15 protein-coding genes are annotated in these 18,586 nt (G+C 41.3%); 5 read left to right on the top strand and 10 right to left on the bottom strand.

Features of this window, described 5'->3' with window-relative positions; genetic code table 11:
* Positions 1–17 precede the first annotated feature (17 nt).
* Entirely contained in the window at positions 18–236 is a 219-nt protein-coding gene (locus AB1K80_RS10970; RefSeq protein WP_003211468.1) for a spore germination protein, read from the top strand.
* A gap of 48 nt (positions 237–284) precedes the next feature.
* Here the strand turns inward: AB1K80_RS10970 and AB1K80_RS10975 are convergent, their stop codons facing one another.
* Genes AB1K80_RS10975 through addB form a run of 5 tightly spaced genes read right to left on the bottom strand, consistent with a single transcriptional unit; the run spans position 285 to position 12,391 of the window.
* Positions 285–584, bottom strand: a complete 300-nt coding sequence (locus tag AB1K80_RS10975) for an HNH endonuclease (RefSeq protein ID WP_412856656.1) — start codon at positions 582–584, stop codon at positions 285–287.
* 19 nt (positions 585–603) lie between these two features.
* Entirely contained in the window at positions 604–4,005 is a 3,402-nt protein-coding gene (locus tag AB1K80_RS10980; RefSeq protein WP_412856657.1) for an AAA family ATPase, read from the bottom strand.
* On the bottom strand, positions 4,002–5,177 hold the full coding sequence (gene sbcD / locus AB1K80_RS10985; RefSeq protein WP_412856658.1) for an exonuclease subunit SbcD: 1,176 nt from the start codon (positions 5,175–5,177) through the stop codon (positions 4,002–4,004). Before sbcD ends, AB1K80_RS10980 begins: the two co-directional genes overlap by 4 nt.
* A 25-nt stretch (positions 5,178–5,202) precedes the next feature.
* A complete protein-coding gene (gene addA / locus AB1K80_RS10990; RefSeq protein WP_412856659.1) occupies positions 5,203–8,904 on the bottom strand; it encodes a helicase-exonuclease AddAB subunit AddA in 3,702 nt (1,233 codons plus the stop codon).
* Positions 8,882–12,391, bottom strand: a complete 3,510-nt coding sequence (gene addB, locus AB1K80_RS10995; RefSeq protein WP_412856660.1) for a helicase-exonuclease AddAB subunit AddB — start codon at positions 12,389–12,391, stop codon at positions 8,882–8,884. Before addB ends, addA begins: the two co-directional genes overlap by 23 nt.
* A gap of 148 nt (positions 12,392–12,539) precedes the next feature.
* On the opposite strand from addB, the gene AB1K80_RS11000 reads away from it, so the two are divergent.
* Positions 12,540–12,986 carry a ferritin-like domain-containing protein gene (locus AB1K80_RS11000; protein WP_412856661.1) on the top strand — a complete coding sequence of 149 codons (447 nt, stop codon included), beginning with the start codon at positions 12,540–12,542 and terminating at the stop codon, positions 12,984–12,986.
* A gap of 139 nt (positions 12,987–13,125) precedes the next feature.
* Here AB1K80_RS11000 and AB1K80_RS11005 read toward each other — a convergent pair whose 3' ends face one another.
* Genes AB1K80_RS11005 through AB1K80_RS11015 form a run of 3 tightly spaced genes read right to left on the bottom strand, consistent with a single transcriptional unit; the run spans position 13,126 to position 14,847 of the window.
* Positions 13,126–13,536: a DoxX family protein gene (locus AB1K80_RS11005; RefSeq protein WP_412856662.1), complete on the bottom strand. Its 411-nt coding sequence runs from the start codon at positions 13,534–13,536 to the stop codon at positions 13,126–13,128.
* A gap of 56 nt (positions 13,537–13,592) precedes the next feature.
* The gene (locus AB1K80_RS11010; RefSeq protein WP_412856663.1) at positions 13,593–14,432 is read right to left on the bottom strand and encodes a M56 family metallopeptidase; all 840 of its coding nucleotides are present in this window, start codon (positions 14,430–14,432) and stop codon (positions 13,593–13,595) included.
* Positions 14,425–14,847, bottom strand: a complete 423-nt coding sequence (locus AB1K80_RS11015) for a BlaI/MecI/CopY family transcriptional regulator (RefSeq protein WP_412856664.1) — start codon at positions 14,845–14,847, stop codon at positions 14,425–14,427. The genes AB1K80_RS11010 and AB1K80_RS11015 overlap by 8 nt, the downstream gene beginning before the upstream one ends.
* A 295-nt stretch (positions 14,848–15,142) precedes the next feature.
* Between AB1K80_RS11015 and AB1K80_RS11020 the strand changes: the two genes are divergently transcribed.
* The gene (locus tag AB1K80_RS11020) at positions 15,143–16,282 is read left to right on the top strand and encodes an AbrB family transcriptional regulator (protein WP_412856674.1); all 1,140 of its coding nucleotides are present in this window, start codon (positions 15,143–15,145) and stop codon (positions 16,280–16,282) included.
* Between the two features lie 36 nt (positions 16,283–16,318).
* Here the strand turns inward: AB1K80_RS11020 and lepB are convergent, their stop codons facing one another.
* On the bottom strand, positions 16,319–16,828 hold the full coding sequence (gene lepB, locus AB1K80_RS11025; RefSeq protein ID WP_412856665.1) for a signal peptidase I: 510 nt from the start codon (positions 16,826–16,828) through the stop codon (positions 16,319–16,321).
* Positions 16,828–17,445, bottom strand: a complete 618-nt coding sequence (locus tag AB1K80_RS11030) for a TVP38/TMEM64 family protein (protein ID WP_412856666.1) — start codon at positions 17,443–17,445, stop codon at positions 16,828–16,830. Before AB1K80_RS11030 ends, lepB begins: the two co-directional genes overlap by 1 nt.
* 156 nt (positions 17,446–17,601) lie before the next feature.
* Here AB1K80_RS11030 and AB1K80_RS11035 point away from each other — a divergent pair, with 156 nt between their 5' ends.
* Entirely contained in the window at positions 17,602–17,973 is a 372-nt protein-coding gene (locus AB1K80_RS11035) for a hypothetical protein (RefSeq protein WP_412856667.1), read from the top strand.
* Positions 17,974–18,052: 79 nt separating this feature from the next.
* The gene (locus tag AB1K80_RS11040) at positions 18,053–18,487 is read left to right on the top strand and encodes an enoyl-CoA hydratase (RefSeq protein WP_412856668.1); all 435 of its coding nucleotides are present in this window, start codon (positions 18,053–18,055) and stop codon (positions 18,485–18,487) included.
* Positions 18,488–18,586 lie beyond the last annotated feature (99 nt).

Raw genomic sequence — 18,586 nt, forward strand, 5'->3', positions numbered from 1 at the left:
GATAAAGGATGTCGATTATGCCAGCAATTGTCGGACCCATTTACATTAACTCTATTTCTGGGGGCGTCGTAAACGTCGGTGATTCGTTTTACCTTTCACCTAAAAGTTCATCTAAATCAGCTCTTGGTTCTGGGGCGGGGAATACCGGAGATTTCTTGATATTGAATAATGGCATTAGCGCAACCAACTACGTCGATCCTGATTTAAATGATCAGAATATGGTAGGCAACGCATAAAGCACTCCTCTACACACAGATGTTTACGAGAGGAGTGCTTTATTGTGCTTATGTCTTTCTGCGTTGTCTTGATTTTTTCGTTTTCACCAGCTTACTTGCTGGCTGTTTCCGAATCCATTTGATATACGGGACGATCTTTTCATCTTGTCTTAACGCATCAAGCGTATTCAAACGTGCGGCAAGCTCCTGATTGGTAAAGAGGGCATGCACTTGTTTATGACAAGGAATACAGAGGTAGGCTGTTGGCAAGAATGCCCCGCCTTCCTCTCTTGGTGTCAAATGATGCTCTGTCAAAAGAACATCTTGCCTCCCGCACAACTCACATAATCCAATCGTTTGCTTGGCCATCTTGACAACACCTCAATGTTTACATCAATTCCATTGATACTGTGGTCCCTTTTCCACTCGGATCAGCCGGATGGACAATGAGCTTCTTCGGCAATCTCATCTTCAATTCTTCGACATGACTGATGACCCCAACGGCTAAATCTTGAGATTGAAGCTTTTCTAACGCAGTAATCACCGTATCTAATAAGTCTTGATCCAGTGTACCGAAACCTTCATCAAGGAAAAAGAATTGTAGTGGGAATTCACCTCTCAGCTGAATTTGTGCTGACAAGGCAAGTGCTAGCGCTAATGAAGTAAGGAAGGTTTCTCCGCCTGATAAGCTGGATACCGGGCGTCTCACCCCTCCATTTGCATCATCACGCATCACAAAGCCGCCTTCTGAATCGACCTCGATGGCATAGCGTTGTCTTGTCAACAAGCCAAGACGAGCAGAGGCATCACGGCTGACACTTTCTAATTGTTCTTCTGCTAGAAACTCGACAAATGTATTTCCTTTGAACACGGATTCCAGCTTAGCAAGTCGATCAATTTCTTGCTGTAAGTCTTGCATACGCTCATGAATGTGTGAAAAGCGTTGATGGTTTTCTTCCATGACACGTAAATGCTCTTGGGCAGACCCGCTCAGCCGCGTTGCTTCCTCTAATGCATGTTCTGCCGCCTCTTTTTTCATTTGAATATCTGCCCACTGCTCGTCATCAAGTGACTCATCTTTGAGCAGTTCAGAAATTCGCTTTAAGTTTGCGGCACATTGCTTTCTTTTATCCTCAAATTGTTCAATTTCCTGTTTGACCGTTTGACGTACCGTTCTGTCCATTAAAGCAGGCACGATTTCCTCTCTCTGACTAAAAGTGGAGGACGCTGCTTCTTTATGCCACGCTTCTTCCGCTTCTTGTTTTCGACGTTCTGCCTCTTGCAGTTGACGCTCACTACTGGAAAAGCGACTCTGTGCCTCACTGAATGATTGATGAGCTTGCTTTAATGCTTGATACGATTGTTGTTCCTTTTCCGTTAATTGGACGAGGGTTTGCTCTACTTCGTGAAGCTCATCTGAAAAAGAGGCGGCTTTCAATGGATATTGCGCGAGTTCTTTTTCAAATTGCTCTATGTGCTGTTGCTGAATGTCTAGCTGATGCGTCAGTTTATCAAGCTCTTTTTGAAGATCCAGCATATGCGTTTGTATCTGCTCTTTTACTTGCTGTTTGTCTTCTAAAAACGCAATACTTTTCTCTATGCGTTCTTTCAATTCTTCAGCTTGTTGATCTTTTTCATCTATTTGTTTTTGCATGTCTTGCACGTGATCGATCGTCAAGTGCGGGAAAACCTGTCCAAATTGTGTCGTATGCACAGAAAGCTCTGTCTGAAGTTCTGTGATCAGCTCATTGACCTCTTGGATTCGCTGCTGTTCGTATGACAATTGATCTTTTATTTTGCTCAATTGCGCCGCTTTATCCTGCGTTTCATCCATTAATCGAGATCGCAACTGATCAATTCCTTGAATGTCTTGCTTCATGCCTTTCCACTCTTGAATGATAGGCTTTAAGGACTGAGGGTTCTGCACCGTTTCGGTCACTCCCGCAGCAACTTCCGCATCAGGGGCTTTTTGAGATAAGAAGGAGAATTGCTTCACCAATTGATTGGCATGCGTTTCGAGGAGCTGCTTTTCTGCATACATGTCTCTCGCATATTCTTCTGCTTGTTTGAGCTCTTCTTCCATCTTCTGAATCACTTCATCAATTTGCACAACAGTTTCTTCATGATGTTCAGGAAGCGCAACCTTTGGGTCATGATGTGTTGATCCACAAACAGGACAAGGCTCACCGTCAACTAGTTCTGCTGCCAGTTCTTTTCTTAATTCTGCCGCTCTAACAGCATCACGCTGCGTTAATTTTTCAAGTTTATCCTTTTGCGTTCGCTGAATAAAGGCCATCAGCGCTCGTTCTATTTCACATACGTAGAAATAAAGTTGTTCAATCGATTGAAATGATTGGTTTATTTTTTCATGATGATCTTTCTCTTCTTTTTGAAGCTGCACATAGTTGTGTTGTGCTTGTGAGAATCTCTTGTTCAGCTCCGCGAGCTTCTGATCTTCCTTTTGAATGGTCTGGTTGAGTCGTTGAATCTGCTCACTTAAACGCAAGGCTTCCTGCACACTCTTCCGTTCATTTGCCGAAACTTGTAGTTGCTCTAAGTCACGTTTGAGCTGTGCTTGTTTTGCTAAGGCACGTTCTAATAGAGAATCAAGACTCTCCGCTTCTTCATTTTTCTGTTTCAATTGCAGGGTTTTGTCATTCTTCTGCTGCACGATTTTCGTTTTTTCTTGAACAGCTACTTCTAATTTTCGTTCGATTTCCTTTAATTGAATGAGCTGTTGTTTCTTTTCGAGAAGCTTTGGTTCAGTCTCTAATTTCTTTTGCCTGTCACGTTCATACTCCTGTGTCATTTGATCATGTACAGTTTGCTGATGATGCAAATGCTTTTCTGCTTCCTGCTTCTCTTTTGATGATTGTGCAAGCTGCTCTTCAGCTTTTGCTAATGCATCCGCATATGGCTTTAACGCTTCAGCCTGCTCTGCGACCCCAAGTTGATTCTTTTTTTCTTCGATTGTTGGCGCCAACAAGTTAAGCTTGTTTTGCTCCGTGATATAGATGTCTTGTTCTTTTTGATATTGCCAGATTGCTTGCGCCTTTGTGAAAGCAGTGAATGCTTTGTCTCTCGCCTGTTTTTTCTCATGAAATATGGTTTTTGCCTGCACAGCAGCTGTTTTGGCTTTCTCCAGTGCCTCTGGTCCTGCTTCTCCTAAACCATTCAGCTCAGCTTCCCATTCTTTTTTTTGTCCGTTTTTCTTTTGTGCCTTTGCACGCAAGCGCTTGACGAGCTGGTCACCATACTTTTCTAGATTAAACAAACGCTGAAGCATTTGACGTCTTTCTGCCCCTTTTAAAGAGAGGAATTCAGCAAACTTCCCTTGTGGCAACACAACGGCACGTGTAAAGTCATCAATTGTTAAGCCAAGCAATTCTTCGATCTGACGATTGACGTCACTCGCTTTATCTGCAAGAACTGTCTGCGTCGTATCATTGATTTCAATGAGGCGGCACAATGTCGTTCTTACTTTCATTTCATCTGCCCGTTTGAACACCCGCTCTACTTTATAAGAAATGTGATGCTCCTTTTGCAAAGCGAATGTAAAGGAAACAGACAGCTTTTCCTCCGCTTGATTTAAAATGCCATGTGTATTATTTAATGCGCGTTCAACCTTGCCATAAAGGGCGAGTGTCATGGCATCTAGGATGGAGGACTTTCCACTCCCTGTCGGTCCAAAAATACCGAACACTCCTGCATCACACAAAGAACTGAAATCAATAGTTTGCTCTTCTCTGAAGCTATGAAGTCCTTTAATGGTTAGTGTGATCGGCTTCATGTCGCTTCCTCCTCTTGCGTTTCATTGGCAAGTTCTAAAAACAGCTGGACGGTTTTTTCATCTGGCTGTCCGCCACCTGTTTGACGTTCATAAAATTTGACGAAACGTTCTTCAATGGACAGCTTTTCCTGCTTTTTTTGTTCCTCCATTTGTTGTAGCTCTTGAAACTTCGGTCGAATATGGATAAAGCCGTTATGTTGCTTTCTTAATTGATGGATCTCTTCAATGGACAGTTGATCTGTTAAGTGGATCTCTAAATCAATCCAAGCGTTTAGATCGCGTCTTTCTGAGAGCCATTCATGGACCTGATGTAAACCTTCTGTTGCCTTCCATTTCACAAGCGGCTTACCACTTGATAGAAAGACTTCTTTCCAGTTTGCTTTTTCGTTCGGCTTTGCCTCCACAATGGTCACTGATTTCGCATAGCCTGATTCGGAAAAGCTATAGGCAAGCGGTGAGCCGGAATAGCGGGCGATGGTGTTGGCTCGTTTGATCGTTTGCGGACGATGCAAATGACCAAGTGCGACGTAACAAGCAGCTTCAGGCAAACTATCAGCTGCTACCGTATAAGCTCCCCCCACTTCAATCGGTCTTTCCGAGTCAGTGGAACTCCCGCCTGCCACATAAATGTGACTTGTTGCGATATTCACCGTATCAGCCTGGAATTGAGCGCTTAAATGCCGAAACGCTTGTTGTATTTTCAGATTGTAATGGTCACGCAGTAGTTTTTCATCAAAGGTTTCAGCCAGTACTTCATTTAGCCTTGCCTCAGAAGGATAAGCAAGTGCTGCAACTGATAATCGTTCGCTTGATGATGGCACATCAACTCGAATGATGTCACTTGTTGGGTATCCAATTAAATGAATCCCCTGCTCATTTGTTAAAGGTGATGCGGCCGATAAACGATCTGGGTTGTCATGGTTGCCTGAGATGACGACAACTTGACGTTTTCCTTTATCAGATAACGCAGACAGACTTTCATAAAATAACTGTTCTGCCCTTGCCGGTGGATTGACAGTATCAAAGGCATCACCTGCCATCACAATGACATCAATTTGTTCGTCCTCGACGATTTGTACCAATTCTTCTAAAAACTGTGCTTGTTCCTCAAGCCGGCTTCTGCCTTCAAGGGTTTTCCCTAAATGCCAATCGGCTGTGTGAAGAATCCTCATGTCACTCACCTCTCATTCCATTCACTTATAAAGAAATCTCTAGATTCCCATCAAAGAAATAAAGAATTTTCTCCTCTAATGTCCTATTTGTTAATCGTTCTACAGCTGTTGCATATAACGTGATTTGGGTTTCATAGCGTTTTCTCAATATGGATTCTGCCGCTTCCACCCCTGCATATCTTCCTTGCACTCTATCTGTTTTATAATCAAGTAAATACAGCTTTCCATTTTCTTCGAACAAGCAATCGATCATTCCTTGAATGAGCACAGACTCATCCTCTGCCTCAATATGGCTGTACACTTCTTTGACAGGTAACACCATACTAAATGACACTTCTCGCTTCACCCAGTCAGCTGTTTGTAGCTTTTGACCGATGGAGGTGGAAAAGAACGCCACAATTCCGGCTACATCAATTGATTGTATTTGTTCATCTGTCAGCAAGTCTCGTTCCTTTAATGAATCGAGCAGCTGCTGAATACGTGATTCATCGTAGGGCTCTTGTGACGGAATTGGGATATGCTGCATCACCGTATGCATGGCAGTACCTTGTTCTGCCGCAGTGAGTGTTTTTTCCTTCATAAATGCTGGGCGATCATATACGGTTGAACGGCCTTTCCGAAGGGAAGATGGAACACTGTATTCATCCTCTATTTCTTTCATTCTCTTGATCTCTGAAACAGACTGCTTTGTCCCGACTTGTGAAGCGGTGAGATGTGGGTATCTCCATGAAAGTCTTTCTGCAACCTCCTGCGTATACACATCATGCCCCTCAACTGGATCCCCTGCCATCAATGCTTGAATCACGTCATCTTGTTGCTTTTTATCAAGCGTCATTTCTTCTTTCAACAAGTCTGTCGCTTGCGTAAATGAAATCCTAAATGAAGATGGGTGGGTGAAAATAGTGCCGGTTTCTTCTTCTAAAATGGCTGACATTGCTTGATGGCGGATAAGGGCAGGTCCAATGAAATCTAAATAGGTTTTGGCTTGATATCGTTCAAAGTCAGGGAGTAGCCATTCTTCTCCATTGGCGGCATTCTTCCATTTATTCAGTGCTTTCACTTGATTTTTGACTGAACCGACCAAAAATAATTTTTCCTTTGCTCTTGTTAGAGCGACATACAGTACCCTCAGTTCCTCGGACAATAATTCTTTTCTCATCTTTTTCTTCATTGCGACAAGTGGTAACGTCGCATAACTAATTCTTAGCTCAGGATGAATATACTTACTCCCAAACCCTAATTCTTTATCAAGCAAGTAGGATTGATTTAAGTCCATCATGTTAAAGTTCCGACCTAGCCCTGCCGTAAACACAACTGGAAATTCTAATCCTTTACTACTATGAATCGTCATCATCCGGACAACATCTTCTGTTTCACTTAGTGTTTTCGCCGCTCCGAGATCATCCCCGCGATCCTGCATTTTTTCAATAAACCGCAGGAATCGAAACAAGCCTCTAAATGTAGCTTTTTCGTATTGTTTCGCTCGATCATACAGTGTGCGGAGATTGGCTTGTCTTTGTTTCCCCCCAGGCATTCCGCCAACATAATCGACATATTGGGTATCGCGGTAAACCTCCCAAATCAATTCTGCCACCGAATGATTGATTGAAAAGTCACGCCACTTACGCAATAAATTGAAAAAGCGTAGCAATTTTTTGCATACGGGATGATCAGAATGAGTGACACTGATGAAAGCTTTCACAGCATCATAATAAGTCCCTTTTTTATCACTCGTTCTAATCAGTGCCATTTCATTTTCATCTAAATGTACAATTGGTGACCTTAACACCGCAGCCAGTGGAATATCCTGATATGGATTATCAATGACCTTTAATAGAGAAAGCACCACAGAAACCTCTGTTGCTTCAAAATAACCAGTGGACAGGTTCGCATAAACAGGGATTCCTTGCTTTTTCAGCTCCTCCATCATTTGCGGAGCCCACGGCATAGACCGTAACAAAATCACAATATCTCGATATTGTAGGTTTCGGCTCATTTGCTGTTTTGCATCGTACACTTGAAAAGGCTGGTCGATCAGCTCTTTTATTTTCCTAGCAATGACTCTTGCCTCGAATTGTACCGTTTCTAACTCTTCTCGTTCTTCATCGGTTTCTGTCTCATGTTGATCAAGGTGTACGAGAAGCATTTCTGTCGTTGTATCTTCACTTTCAGGGTAGCTCGCACCAAGCTTTAATTCAGCTTGTTCATCATATTCAATTTCGCCAACGGCTTCTCCCATCAGCTGTTTGAACAGGAAGTTTGTGCTGTCCAGCACATCTGATCGACTTCGGAAGTTTTTATTTAAATCGATTCTTTTCCCTGTTTCTTTCCCATCATGTCTAAACTGCTTATATTTATTTAAAAAGAGCATCGGCTCGGCAAGTCTAAAGCGATAGATCGACTGCTTGACGTCGCCTACCATAAACAGGTTGCCTTCTTCTGGGGTTTTTCCTTTAGACACAAGCTTTAAAATGGTTTCTTGTACAAGGTTTGTATCCTGATATTCATCAACGAGTACTTCCTCAAATTGCTGTTGATAATACTTTGCCGCTGCTGTCTCAACGAGATCCCCGTCTTCATCCTGCACAGCTAAAATTCTTAAACAATAATGCTCTAAATCTGAAAAATCAACAATCGATTTTTCTAGTTTCGCTTTTTCAAAACGTTCGCCAAAGGCAATGACGAGATCGACAAGGGTTTCCACGACTGGCTTCATCTCTGCCAAGCTCTTTAAATGTTGCTTCGGACTTCGCATAAAGTATTCATCTTTTAATTTTCCCAATTGCTTTTTTGCTTGATTGCGCGCGTCCGTAGCCTTTTCTAGTAAAGCAGGGTCATATTCGTCCCCTTTACATGTCTTCAGCCTTTTGAAATTGATGTTCGGCAAGAGCTCATATAGCTTCTCAAAATCATCTTGATGTGCGATGACTTCATTTACTTGCGCTAAATCATCTATAAAATTCTCTGCTCTTGGAGCCGGTCCGCCAGGTTCTTTTGTGAGTGCCAGTGCTCGTTCGAGTAATTCCTGACAGCTTCGCAATACGAGAGAAAGGTCTTCTTTGATATATGGATAAAACGGTAAATCCTCGATTTTTGTTTGATCATCCACATCATATAGTGAAATAAATGCTTTCATCCACTGCACAGGAGAAGGGTGTGATCTAGAAAACTCATACATTCTTTTGACAAGCCATTGCAGGTCTAAGTCATGTCGATCAGAGGTGTAACGATCAACCAGTTCAAAGAAGGACGGCTCCCCTGCTTTATATGCGTCCTCAAACAGCTCATCTAATACCTCGTCTCCTAATAATTCTCCTTCTGTTTGATCTGCCAATCGAAAGCCTGGATCAAGATCAATCTCATAATAAAATGTCCGGAGAACTTGTAAACAAAATGAGTGCAAAGTAGAAATATTGGCTCGGTTCATGAGCGATAGCTGTCTTCGCAAATGAAGTGACCCGGGATTTTTTGAGAGCTCTTTCTCAAGTGCTTCAGTCATTCGATGTTTCATTTCTGCGGCAGATGCATTTGTAAACGTCACAACGAGAAGACGGTCCACATCAATTGGATGTGTAGGGTCCGTCATTTTCCGAATGAGTCGTTCAATCAAAACAGCCGTTTTACCCGATCCTGCCGCTGCAGCTACAAGAATATCCTGCCCTTCAGAAACGATGGCTTCCCACTGGTCATCGGTCCATGTACTGTTATTCGGTTTTGGTATGTGCATACTGATCCCCTTCTTTTTTGATCCGGTCTATCATGACATCATCTTTCTCAGATGTGAGTATTCTAAATTCATTATCTTCTATTGATTCATCGAACTGACAAATCGACTTAAATGAACAAAAGCGACAAGGCGTTTGGTCTTTTAATTTATATGGATTAATATCTACCTCGCCGTTTGTGATCCTCTCCCCCGACTCTTCAAACGTACGGCGAACATGTTTTGTCAATATGCGGAAGTGATCTTCACTTAAAACCGCAGAATCTGAACGGAAGGTTCCATCTTTTTTCAAGCCAGCTTGAATGACTTGGGATCGTCCGGTATCAAGTGTTTGGTCCATGAGCTTCACGGCCTCTACATCTTCCAGTAATAGACCTTTCATTTTAAACTTCTTCAGTATTTCTTGCTCAATTTCATCTTCGGCTAATGGAATTGGCGCTTGGATGAGAGGATCATGAATATGGAAGTATAAAATGCCTGCCGGTGTCGCTTCCATGCCTAGCCAGTCTTTAGAATAGGTAATGGTCAGGTCTAAGTACGTGAGCATTTGCAACGCCAAACCATAGTACACTTCTGCTAAATCGAGCCCTCTTTCGCTAGATTTATAGTCAACTATTCTCAAAAGCAAACCTTGAGATCCCTCTGCTTTATCGACTCGGTCAATTCTTCCCACAAGCTCCATTGTGCAGCCATTCTTCAATTGAAACGTAAATGGTGGTAACGGACCTTGTCCACCAAAACCTAACTCAAGTCCCACTGGAGAAAACCCGCTCACCTTTGCATGTTCACTTAGTATAGAAGAAACCCGAATTAAAATTTTCTGAAGCTTTTCTTTCATATACGCATGTCGATTTGAGCTTAATAAAATCTCCTTCTGTAGACGAGGGGCTAGATGTTCGATGGCATGCCTAGAATAAGTGACACATTCTTCTTTCGTTAAGCTTTTCCAATCTTTCTTTTGTTCGATCAGTGTATCTGACATATACTTCAAGGCAGAGTGGAACAGCTGACCGATATCAGGTGCTTCTAGCTTGTAAAATTGTCGATCCTTTAATTTCAAGCCATGTGAAGCAAAATGAGAAAATGCACATGCATTGAATTTCTCCATCCTTGATACACTGCCTTGTATATGGTCACCATAAAGCTCTTTTGTCACATGTTGATCTAAGCGTTTGGCTCTATTTGTGAAAAACAAGCTGGACATGATATTTTTGGCTACATCACGGGAAGGTGATGTCATGAAATAATTATATACACTCCACCACACATCACTGATCGGATATTGATTGAGCCATTGCCCTAGCTGGGAAACCGTATAAGATAATGAGACTTGTTCATTCGCGACAAATATCAATTGATCTTGCACATCCAGCTGCTCTGGCGCTAACACATAAAGGGCATGCTGGTGATGCGGCATCAGCTCTTGGCAATACTTGATGAGAGTCGAAGGCAATAACGAGCGTCCTTCAGCATCTGCCGCTGAATAGGACAGATACAGATGATTGGACGGACTTGCTAAAGCTTGATAAATGTAAAATTGTTCATCTAGTAGCCGTTCCTTGCCTGTCTCTGCAAGCTCTGCTCCAGCACGCTTCAACCATTCGCGGTCATCCTCTGACAATACGCTTTCATCAGATGGTCTTGCAGGAATCACCCCATCATTCACACCAATGAGAAACGTACACTTCACTTGATACATTCTCGATAAGTCCATACTTCCAATAAATACTTGATCCAAGGAAGGCGGAATCAAAGAGAACTTTAATGAGGCTAGTCCTGTATCCATCATTTGCTGAAATAAAGGAAATGAAAGTTCTTCTTCTCCTAGCATGTCAACAAATTCATCCATTAACTGAATCACAGCCCCCCATACTTGTCCATATTGCATGGCGTCCGCTAATCTTCCTGCTTCTTCAGCCTCTAGCCTTGCCTTTTCAAGCTTTTCAGGCACTTGTACTTCTTCAAGAAAGACATACATGGCCTCGACCATGTCTCTGACTTTTTGTGCTTTTTTCAATCTTTTTTGCAATTGAAATAACGGGGGAACAATCCATTCTTTGACGTCATTGAGCATCTGTTCCATTTCAATTTCTTGATCTGTTTGGGCAAAATCTTCATCTAATGATTGGAATCTTCGATAATGAAAACGAGAACCATTTGTCCAGCGTTCCCCTTTTACGCCATAGGCAATACAGTAATTCTCAAATTGATCTGCCTGTTCTCTCGCTTTGTTTTTAGCAAGTTCGAGCGGGAAAAGGAACTCCGTTTTCACACAGCGAAATACCGCTTCATACCGCCAATTCCCCTTGATCACATCAAGGCTAGAGCGAATCAATTCAATAAGCGGATGATATTGCATCGATTCATTTCCATCAATAAAGAAGGGAATATCGTAATCTCGAAACACTTCTTTCAATGTCTCTTTATAGTCATCAACCTGCCGTGCCACAATGGAGATATCCCGTAGCCTCATCTCTTTTTTTCTGACTAATTCAAGGATTTCCCGCGCTACACCCTCAATTTCAGCACGTTTATTTGCGCTTTTCGCCACGGTTATATGCGGTGTTTCTTCTAAGTACGGCTGCACAGGTCTATGTTCATACTGGTTCTCTAAGTAGGCAAGATCTTGCGTCAACAGATGACGTTGATTGCTTTCTAGCACTTGTTCAGAAATCGTCGCTCCGCACTCTTTGGCTAGTTGATAAAGTTGAAAGTACGTTTTACCCGTCATCCGAAATAAATCAAGTTCATTTGGCTGCGTATCACGATATGAACGATCTACTGTGAAAGCAGCGGTGATTTTGGTTGCATGAAGGAGGAGCTGCTCAATGACGAGAAGCTGCTGCGGTGTAAACTGAAAAAAACCATCTATATAAATATGGGCATCTTGTAGTTCTTCTGATAAAGGAATTTGCTGCGTGAGCAGTGTCAAATAGTCTTCTGAATGCACATATTCATCTTGCAGATGCTGCTCCAATTGCTCATAAAGAACATGCAAATCGTGCAGTTTTTCGGCTGCTCGTCTCTCATCTGTATACTCTGAATGAATGCTGGACACTGAAATTTTTTCAATATCCTCTGGCAGCATACAGTATCTCTTGAATTCAGCCATCGTTTTTTCAATTTGCTCCACAAATCCCGGCTTATCACTCGCTTTTTTAAACACTTTAAACGTCTCTTTCTGCTCCTCAATCACTTTTCGAAGAAGCATTTGAATCCCTGTACTTGTGACGAATTGCCGGTTTGCTCCGCCAGTCTGCTGTAAAATAGACCAAGCAAGACGACTAAAACTAAATACTTTTGCCCTGATCATACCGCCAGCTTTAGACGTTTTTGCAAGCTCATATTCCATTAAAAATGTCATTTGATCCGGGACTAAAAAAATGATTGGCGGACCCAACGGATCAAGCCGAAGTTGTTCTTTTATCTCTTCTAAAATTGCAGTCGTTTTTCCACTCCCCGATCTGCCTGCTAAAAACTGAATTTCCACGTTCCACAACACCTTTCTTATGTACTCATATTCTAGCGAAAATAAGGGCAAATAGCTATTTTCCTATCACGATCTCAAAAAATAGGCACCTTTCCTATCCCCCTTCATATCATAAACCATCATGATCGAAAGGGAGGCTGGCAATATCATGTATTACGGTTATTATGACTACACACCATATGACATGCGACAAAACACAAGGCTCATTTCAGACCTTGAAAAGGCGCTCAATGGTGAATATTCGGCGATCCAATGCTACGAAAAACTGGCTTTAAAAGCAAAAAGTCCTGAAGCGAAAAAAATCATTCAAGAAATTCGCCAGGATGAGGTCAGACACTACCAACTGTTTTCAAGACTATATACTTCTCTCACTGGCAAAAACCATAAACCACAGGTAACAGAAGCTTGTCCAGATCAACTGAGAGAAGGCCTTATTTTCGCATTTAAAGATGAACAAAACACAGTTGACTTTTACTTATCGATATCAGACTATGTTCGGGATCAAAGCACAAAAGAGTTAATGAAACGGATCGCCCAAGATGAACAGCAACATGCTGTGTGGTTTTTATACCTTCTGACGCATAATGTGGCTTAGATAGTCTTATTTTAATAGGAGATCATACGTTCCGTCAAAAAATGAACATGTCATAACTTTGAAAGCATCTTCTCTTTTAAAAAATGTTGCCAAAATAAAAAAACTCCTCTGCACAAAATCGCAGGAGGAGTTTTTTGTTTTATTGAAATTTTGCTTCATTGCTTTGCTGTTGATGCTTTAAAAGACCATCAATCGAAAGCATTTGACTGCCACTTAGTGTTAAATAAAGCGCCATGACCAATAAAGATAGTTCAAATTCATAACCGCCAACAAACCCTTTAGCAAAGCTAACTGTGATAATCGCCACTGCCATAATCGGTACAAATAAAGCTGCGAAAATACGTGTTCCTAGACCTACAATCAATGCAAATCCACCGACAAGCTCAATCGTCTTTACGACATAAGCCATGAATTCAGGAATGCCGATTTGGCCAAAGAATGCTGCTGTGCCTCCCAGTCCTCCTTGATATGCTTGAAGCCCGTGTAGAAAAAAGATCACGCCTAAGGTGACTCGTACAAAAAGTGTTCCAATTTCTTGATTTGTTTTCATATCGTCATTTCCTCCTATTTTACACTACACACTGTAATGTGATCGTGTAAAAAAAATTAGTATTTTAGATTTAACATAATCATTAAGACCACCATTAAAATGGATGAGGTCACAATGGGAATGAGTGGTACATTGAATGGTATATTGTACGTTGGATTTAAGATCTTTTGAATCCTTAAATTCAATGCTCGATCTCCGAAAGACACCGCAAATTTCGTTTGTTTTTGAAACTTCGTTCTATTTTTTATGAGTTTCAAAAGCGCTTGTCCGACACCGATTTCAGTGCCTGTTTGCTGGATGGCATAGTCATCTGCAATCACTTCACGGAAAACTGAGTAGCTTTGTCTCATATGTTTTAACACAGGTATGTACCAAATGACTTTTGTGAGCATTGAGAAAGTGAAAGCTTTTAATGGATCATAGCAATACGTATGATGTAATTCGTGATGAACCACAGCATCAATTTCTCCCTCATCCAGCATCTCGATTAATGCCGTTGATAAGTAAACCTTTGGGTGAAGCATTCCCATCGCAAAAGCAAGTGGTTCATGATAATGAACAACAATGATCTCATTTTCATACTTCTTTGTGAGAACATTGGTCCGCTCTTGGTCGACAGCCATCATCATGCTTCTTTTTAAATGAAGGTACTTTCTGATCTGTCTCGTCATATAGCATACGGCAAATCCTAAAGTGTACAAGACTAACGCATCAAGAAAATATTTCAAAGGGGTAAATCCGTAGAATTCGAGAACAGATTGGCATACATGGATGAGATTATATGCTTGATTCCAGCCAAAAAAACTGGATAGCACATAATAACCCATCTGGTAGAAAATAGCGAAACTAATCAACATACCGCCAAGAAACAGCAAACTGGATTTCATTTTAATCATTTCGCTGCTCCTCTTTCTTTGACGCAAGCCGCGCTTCAAGAACTTTGAGCAATTCTGGATCAGCACTTTCTATCGCATCCACCATATGGTTGACGGCTAGTGGACCAAAATCGTCCATCAACCCTTGCGTAATCCACTTTGTTTGTTCGTTCAAAAATTCTTCTTTCGTGAGAATCGGATTATAAATCGATGAACGTCCTTTTGTTTTCTTCTCTACAATCCCTTTTTCGGTTAAGCGATTCAGCACAGTCATCACAGTATTGAAGTTAATGGGCTTCTCATCTGAAAGCTTTTGCTGTACTTCTTTAATCGGCATCCCCTCACCTTGATAGAGGATTTCCATAATCCTACCCTCTAAAGGACCGAAGAAACGGTTTAATCCCTTTTCGTTGTATTTAAAAGAAGGAATTTTCATGTAACCACCTCACACTAAGCATTGTAGTGTAATTAAAATCGAGAGTCAACAAATTAAGAAAATAAGGGAAAATTGTTGTGTATTACTTCATATTTCGTTAAAAATAGCTTCGATGGTTCTTATTCGCATCGTGCAAAATGGTATTTTTACCCAAAATAAATCTTAACATTCCATAAGATCAACTTATGAAAATGATAAAAAAATTCGTATTTTATTTATCAAGGCGTTTATATTATAGTAAATATATCAACATTTCACTTACTGAACGAACATATAGGAAGAAGGTTTACATGTGATGAAACAAGGAAGCAGCCTTCGTACTGATCTGATTCTCATTGCGACTAGCGGTATAGGCGGATTTCTATTATCTCTAACCGGCATGTCTATTGGCTGGATGATTGGTACGTTGGTCACAGCAGCATTCATTGCACTTCGTCGTCCCTCCCTGTTTCAGCGTAATGGCAAACCCTTACGTATCCATAGCAGATGGCTTCTCCTTGGACAATTTATTCTTGGAATCGAACTCGGTCAAAAACTGAACATAGAAGTTCTTCGTATTTTTGCTGAAAATTGGCTCCCTGTCAGTTTCATGCTTTTGTTTTCAATTTTACTGGCGATGCTCTCAGGATTTATTTTATGGAAAATGAGTCATATCGATATGCTGACCAGCTTTGTTGGAACGGCTCCCGGTGGATTATCGGCTATGCCCGGGATTGCCCAAGAAGTTGGGGCGAATACTGCGGTTGTGACACTTGTGCAAACCATACGTGTCTTAATGGTCGTATTGACCATCCCATTTTTTGTATTTTATTTACATACAAAAAATCAATCAGATGCTATTTTAGGACAGGATAATGCCTTCTCATCAGGCATTTTCACTTTATCAAACGTGACATGGACCGCAGTCATGATCTTAGCCGCTTGGCTCATGTCTCGCCTAGCTGTCCGTCTTCATTTTCCTGCCCCTTGGTTAATCGGCAGTATGTTAGCCGTTGCAACGCTCCAAGTGGGGGGAGGCGCTATCATAGGACATGATTTGATTCCTTACTGGCCATCACAAGCGAATATCGCTTCTCAAGTATGTTTAGGGGCAACCATCGGCTCAAAAATGAATAAACAGATGTTTGCCGGATTAAAAAACACCATCATTGTCGCTCTTGTCAGCTCAGCTGGACTAATAGCCGCCACTGTCCTCAGTTCAATTGCAATTGCAAAACTGACGGGCATTTCAGTCATTACGGCGATTCTCGCTTTCTCCCCTGGAGGCATTGCTGAAATGGCCACAACTGCGGTGACGCTTCATGCGGATTCCACGTTTGTGGTCGCTGTACAAGTGATTAGAATCATCCTTGTCATCGCCATATTACCGCCGTTTTTTCGGTTTCTACATCGGTTCTGGGCAAAAAAACAACCGGATTATAAGGCTGCCAAATGAACAAAGGCGCTTTGCATTTGCAAGGCGCCTTTTTCGTTATTCGCTATGTTTCTTGACTCCAACGATTTGGTCCTTTGAGATGGTGCCAAAATGCCGGCTGTCAAAGCTATGTATTCGGTTATCCCCGATCACAAAGAAATGATTTTCTTGTATTTGATCATGTCCAGTGATCGCTTCCAGCTGAAAATCACCTGTTAGGACGTTCCCCATTTTATGTTTTTTCTGCTCTTTTAAAAACGGTTCTTTCCATTTGGCTCCATTGACAAATAACTGATCATCTTCATACTTGATCGTCTCTCCCGGAAGACCTATGACACGTTTGATTAAAATGTTTTGATTAGGTCCATGAAACAGAACGTAATCGAAACGGTGAATGTTCGAGAGCTTTGGCGAGAACTTGTTGACTAATAATTCTGTTCCATCTGAAAATGTCGGGTCCATACTGATCCCTTCTACTTTGTACGTGACAAATATGACATTCTTTACTTGGAAAAATAGCACGATGCCAATGATCATCATCAACCATAGTAACGGCTTCCTTTTCATTAAGAGCCTCCTTTGTCCTCACTCTGACTCATCCGAATGTTCAACCTATTTTCTACTCTCTTTCCAACATACCATAAGATAGCGATGACTAGAACCGCAAATATACTTCTTAACGGATTCTTTACTAAAGCCGAAAGATCATAGCCAATAAAACTAATGATAAAGAGCATCACACACTTACCTGATAACGCAGCCAATGAAAATTGCCACATACTAATTCTTGATAAACCTGCAACTACATTGACGGCAGCTGAAGGTGTAAAAGGAAAGCAGAGCAAAATAAACAACGGGCCAAATCCTCGCTTTTCCACCCAAAGCGTCAATTTTTTAATCGATGGGCGTTTGCTAATAAAGTGAAGCATTCTCATTTGTCCAAACTTTCTGATCAAAAGAAAGACAAGAATGGATCCTAAACTTGCGCCAATCCACGTCAATAAAAATCCTTGCCACAGTCCGAAGGCATTTGCATTTGCCACAGCAAAAGCAACGAGTGGTAAAAACGGAAGAAATGCTTCTATTAAAGGGAGCAATATGGCCACAATTGGTCCAAAAGCCTTATAGCTGTCAAAAAATGCTGTGATTTGTTCTTGCGTCATGATTGAAAGTAATGGTGGCAACTTGTTTACTCCTTCAAGGTTTGTCTCCTTTTTATTTTACATGGAAAACATGAAAAAACAAATCAACACTCCCTCTTGTGATTCTTCGATTCATTTTATATAATAAATAAAACAGAACAAACGTTCCATACTATTTAGATGAAGGCAGGCATGGACATGACGAGACTATCAAGAATACAGCTACACATGATGGAACAGGCCATCTTCCTTCCTATGGTGATTTCCATCCTCAATCGCGACCTCGCCCACTTGAAAAAAAACCAAACGTTGAAACTAAATGAACCTTATATACAGCTTGTGACCTCCGCATTAAAAGAAGCACAAAAAGCACTTTACCAATTAAAACAGCATTTACGAAAAGAAAAAATGAACGTACAGCAAATTGAACGTGATGAAGGATTTACTACCTATTTATTTGTCATGAATGGCTATGAAGAAAAGCATAAATACTTTAATCCGCGTATACGGCATCGGGTAGAGGAGCTGCTTACTCGCTATTTTCTCCATCATGCAGATAAAAAAAGCTAATATTTTACAAAAAAATAAAGGAATTGTCCTATGCTTTGGTGAATTGATTCATATACCAAAAATTAGGGGGTAACAAAGCATGATCAAAAAAATAGCAGCACTCACGTTTACATTAGGACTACTTGTACCAAGCGCAATGTCTGCAGCAGAACCACAACAAACAGTAAAGACAGAACAAGCAGCATCGACACAATTCACAAGTGTGGCGTATACAGCGGTTTCCGTTGTTGGCAAGCGAGTGAAATTTGAAGTGAAAGGACTCGAAAATCCTTTTAACACAACTTATTATAACCGGATCGCTTGGACGAGTAATGATGAAGAACCAAGTGTATTGAATAACAACATCCTAGCTGTCTATATCGCGAAAAAAACCGGACAACGTTATGATGTCTCTACATTTGAAACACTGATTTCAGTGAAGGACAAAATCGAATCCGGACAAAAGGTATATGCATGGGCACTTGCTGCAAATGGCGAGTGGTATCCTACGATGCCGACAACTTTGTATTATTAAAAAAAAGCTGCTCTCAATGAGCGGGACTGACCCCATAAGATGAGACAAATAAAAAACACCTTCAAGTTTGAAAACGGATCGTTGTGATCCGAAATAAAA

Origin of the sequence: Bacillus sp. 179-C3.3 HS (assembly GCF_047229225.1) — a bacterium.
Taxonomy (GTDB): Bacteria; Bacillota; Bacilli; order Bacillales; family Bacillaceae; genus Bacillus.